5 protein-coding genes are annotated in these 3,573 nt (G+C 35.0%); 2 read left to right on the forward strand and 3 right to left on the reverse strand.

The window, feature by feature from the left end; genetic code table 11:
• Together R3333_RS13265 and R3333_RS13270 are read right to left on the reverse strand one after the other, a co-directional pair.
• The coding region (locus tag R3333_RS13265) for a DUF1987 domain-containing protein (protein WP_318959254.1) at nucleotides 1-290 on the reverse strand (290 nt) is incomplete at its 3' end.
• Nucleotides 291-300: 10 nt separating this feature from the next.
• Nucleotides 301-861 carry a SiaB family protein kinase gene (locus tag R3333_RS13270; protein ID WP_318959255.1) on the reverse strand — a complete coding sequence of 187 codons (561 nt, stop codon included), beginning with the start codon at nucleotides 859-861 and terminating at the stop codon, nucleotides 301-303.
• Between the two features lie 141 nt (nucleotides 862-1,002).
• Here R3333_RS13270 and R3333_RS13275 point away from each other — a divergent pair, with 141 nt between their 5' ends.
• Nucleotides 1,003-1,743, forward strand: coding sequence for a class I SAM-dependent methyltransferase (locus tag R3333_RS13275; RefSeq protein WP_318959256.1), 741 nt, complete (start codon nucleotides 1,003-1,005; stop codon nucleotides 1,741-1,743).
• Complete coding sequence (locus R3333_RS13280) at nucleotides 1,730-2,479, forward strand: ZIP family metal transporter (protein ID WP_318959257.1); 750 nt, start codon at nucleotides 1,730-1,732, stop codon at nucleotides 2,477-2,479. The genes R3333_RS13275 and R3333_RS13280 overlap by 14 nt, the downstream gene beginning before the upstream one ends.
• Here the strand turns inward: R3333_RS13280 and R3333_RS13285 are convergent.
• Nucleotides 2,468-3,573 (reverse strand): glycoside hydrolase family 3 N-terminal domain-containing protein (locus R3333_RS13285; RefSeq protein ID WP_318959258.1); only part of this gene is annotated, 1,106 nt, incomplete at its 5' end. The genes R3333_RS13280 and R3333_RS13285 overlap by 12 nt on opposite strands.

The raw sequence follows: 3,573 nt of genomic DNA on the forward strand, positions 1-3,573 counted from the left end.
AAGAACCAATTCACTTTTATATCAGTTCCTTGCCCGTTAATAGCTTCCAAAGCTTTCAAGAAGTCTAAGATGCATTTAGAAGAGGATGTGTTGAAGTATTCCAATTTGATATCAACGGTAGTAGTGCTTTTTGGATTTTCTCCGTAATTAGCAATCCACTCGTTAATGGGTTTGTAAAACTCTATAGAGTTCTCAGGAATAGATCTACCTTTAATTTCTAAAGTACCTGTTTCATTCGAAAAATGTACGCTGGGTGTTTTAGGGGTCCCTTCAATGATTAAATTTTCCATATTCCGAGTTTTAAAGTGTGTTAATAGTAATATCTAAACAGAAGAAGCTTAAGCCGGCACTAAGTTCATGAAAGTTATAATTTAATGGTAGTCCTGATTTACGTCTCATATCAATAAAACCTAAACCGGCGGTACCCTTTTTACTTTGAGCACCATTAGCTAATTTACTTTTATAACTTTCCTTTAGTTCTAAATCACTTAAGTTATTTATTTCGCTTATTCTTTGTTTAATTTTTTTCGTGTCAGCAGTATTCATAAAATTCCCTGTATGTACATGATAAAATCCATCCTTGAATGTTATCATGAATATCATATTCTTGTGAATTTCCTGAATTTCACTGGAGTTTTCAAATGGATCAATTTGATGATGATAGAGATTTTGAAGACTTTCAATAACGATGTTACACAATCGTTTTTCAATGCGTTTGTTCTCCTTTTTCTCACCTAACAATTGTTCAGATTTTCTTATTAACTCCAAGATAACTTCAGGCGTAACCTCTCCCTTGTACGAGAAAAGCAAATGCTCCCTTTCAGTATCTTCATAAAAGTTAATAATATTCTCTTTGTCCATCAAGTGTAATGTAGTAGTATAATTTAGCCGTACCCAACAAATATAGAAATATCTTTTACTAGACTTTCTTCTGTTGCTTTTAATTTTTCACAGCTCGGAACTTTGTTTATTTTTGCCCCGCATAATTTAAAGTATCCATACATGTCAAAACCGTGGTTTGAACAATGGTTCAACACAAAATACTATCACATTCTTTACAAGAATAGAGATTTCGATGAAGCTGAATTGTTTATAGATAACCTGTACAATTTTATGGGCTTAAGTAATGAATATGTATGTGATTTGGCATGTGGAAAGGGTAGGCACTCGGTTTATTTAAATAAGAAAGGTCTGCGTGTTTTAGGATTAGACTTGGCAGCTCAAAGTATTGCCGAAGCAAAAAAACATGAAAACGGTGCTTTGCATTTTGACACCCATGATATGCGGGATGTATATAAGGATGAAAAATTCGATGTAGTTTTTAATTTATTTACGAGTTTCGGATACTTTGATGATCAGTCGGATAACTTACAAGTATTAAAATCTGTGCATCAAATGCTTCAACCAGGAGGTAGAGTATTGATAGATTTTTTAAATGCCAAGTATACCGTAGCTAATTTAGTGGAGGATGAAGTAAAAGAGGTTGAGGGTATTGAGTTTCATATACAGCGAAATTTTAACGGAAGTCATATCTTGAAAAATATTCAGTTTACAGCTGAGGGTAAAGATTTTGATTATACAGAAAAAGTACAGGCTGTAAGTTATGATGACTTTAATCGACTACTTACAGAGGCTGGTTTTAAAATTGAGACTACCTTCGGAGATTTTAAATTAAACACCTTTGATGAAGAGCATTCAGAAAGGTTAATTATTGTGGCTAAAAAGCAAGATGGAGCTAATTAATATATTATTCCTTATCCTTTCCGTTTTTTTGGGAGGGTTTATAGTGGTCTTTTTAAAAAATAAGAGTCAAGACAAAACTATAAAACTGTTTCTATCCTTTAGTGGAGGGTTTTTGCTGTCTATAGCATTCATACATTTTATTCCTGAGATTTACTCCAAGCATGAGTTTGGTATTGGGTATTATATATTGCTCGGTTTTTTGATTCAATTGTTTTTGGAATATTTTTCAGGAGGTATAGAGCATGGGCATATACATGCAAAAGCTGGCGGTGCAATGCAGTGGGGATTATTTATCTCTCTAAGTTTACATTCATTTATAGAAGGAATACCGCTAACCGCTGAAGCGAGTGGTGCTGCCGAGGTGATGCATCATGCTCATGGGCATTATCATGGCGTTCATTCGGGTTTCAATACCTTATTAATGGGGATTGTTTTACATAAAATACCTGTGGCTATTGCTTTAATGACTTTGTTGTTAAGTTCTGGATTTAAACAATCTAAAGCGTGGATGGTAATTGCGGCTTTCTCATTAATGGCACCTCTAGGGATGTTATTTGGGACTTATGGCTTTCCGGAGATAGGAATAGACTTAGATATTATCCTAGCCGTAGTGGTGGGTATGTTTTTACATATCTCAACAACTATCATCTTCGAATCTTCAGAAAACCACAAGTTTAATTTTGTAAAACTGATCAGTTTAATTGCGGGAGTTTTGCTGTCTATATTAGTGCATTAACCCCAGAGCTATTTTTGCTCTAATGATACGTTTACAAGCAGTATCAACTTGATTTCTAAAATCAGCATCTAAACTGTATAGACCAAGTAGTCTCTGGTGTGCTAAGTCTGCATCTAATGGCATGAGTAAGATGTCACAACCTGCTTGAACTGCAAGTACTTCTGCCTTATCAACGTTTCTAACTCCTCCCATATTCATTGCATCAGTAACGATTAATCCTTCGAAGTTTAAACTGTCTCTTAATAAGTCTGTTACGATCTTTTTAGAAGTAGTTGCCGGCATATCATTGGTATTGTAAGTAGCGTTGTTTTTAACTGCTATATGTGCAACCATGATACTCATAACACTATCTGCAATAAGTTGAGGATAATTGTGAAGTTCTTTTAACTCTCCGTCTATATATACCAACTGTTTGTGTGTGTCTCCAGTTACGAAACCATGTCCTGGAAAGTGTTTGGCTGTGGCCAGGATATTATTAGCTTGTGTTTGATGTATAAAAGCAGAAGACCATGAGATTACGCTGTCAGGTTCATGACCAAAACTTCTCCAACCTACTGTTTTATTTGGCGACATATCTACTACAGGTGCAAAATTGTAATTGATACCAATCTCCAACAATTCATTAGAAATGTCTTGAGCACATTTTTCAACTTCTGCTTTTGTTTTTAAGGTATTGGCCTTTTGTATAGTGGGGGTCCCCGAAATCTTACGATTTATTAAAGAAGGTTCTGCATCGGCACTGTATAAAAAAGGAAGGTAGTTTAAGCTATCATTAATGGCATTTAAATCTTGTATCCAGTTTGCAAATTGCACTTTACTACCATTTAGCATCAGAACACCTCCAATTTTTCCTTCTTGTGTTAAACGCTCAATTTTCGAGTAATCCTGACCGTATCTACCCACTGCAGGCATTAGTAATTGACCAACGCGTTCAGTATAAGACATACCGTTAAAGTAGTGATTTACCAAACTGTCCAAATCTTGGTTTTCTCCAAAAAAATCACCGAGTTCAAATGTAGTAGGTGTTGGGGTGTCGTTAAAAATTGTATTAACGGGTATAAATTGTTCTCCAGGTTTTGTGCGCTGTCCAAAGG

The organism is Lishizhenia sp., from assembly GCF_033720595.1.
Classification (GTDB): domain Bacteria; phylum Bacteroidota; class Bacteroidia; order Flavobacteriales_D; family Crocinitomicaceae; genus Lishizhenia.

What these genes read in the sequence shown, in the direction of transcription:
- R3333_RS13270 (WP_318959255.1), bottom strand. Translation starts at nt 861, where the DNA reads ATGGACAAAGAGAATATTATTAACTTTTATGAAGATACTGAAAGGGAG.
- R3333_RS13275 (WP_318959256.1), top strand. Translation starts at nt 1,003, where the DNA reads ATGTCAAAACCGTGGTTTGAACAATGGTTCAACACAAAATACTATCAC.
- R3333_RS13280 (WP_318959257.1), top strand. Translation starts at nt 1,730, where the DNA reads ATGGAGCTAATTAATATATTATTCCTTATCCTTTCCGTTTTTTTGGGA.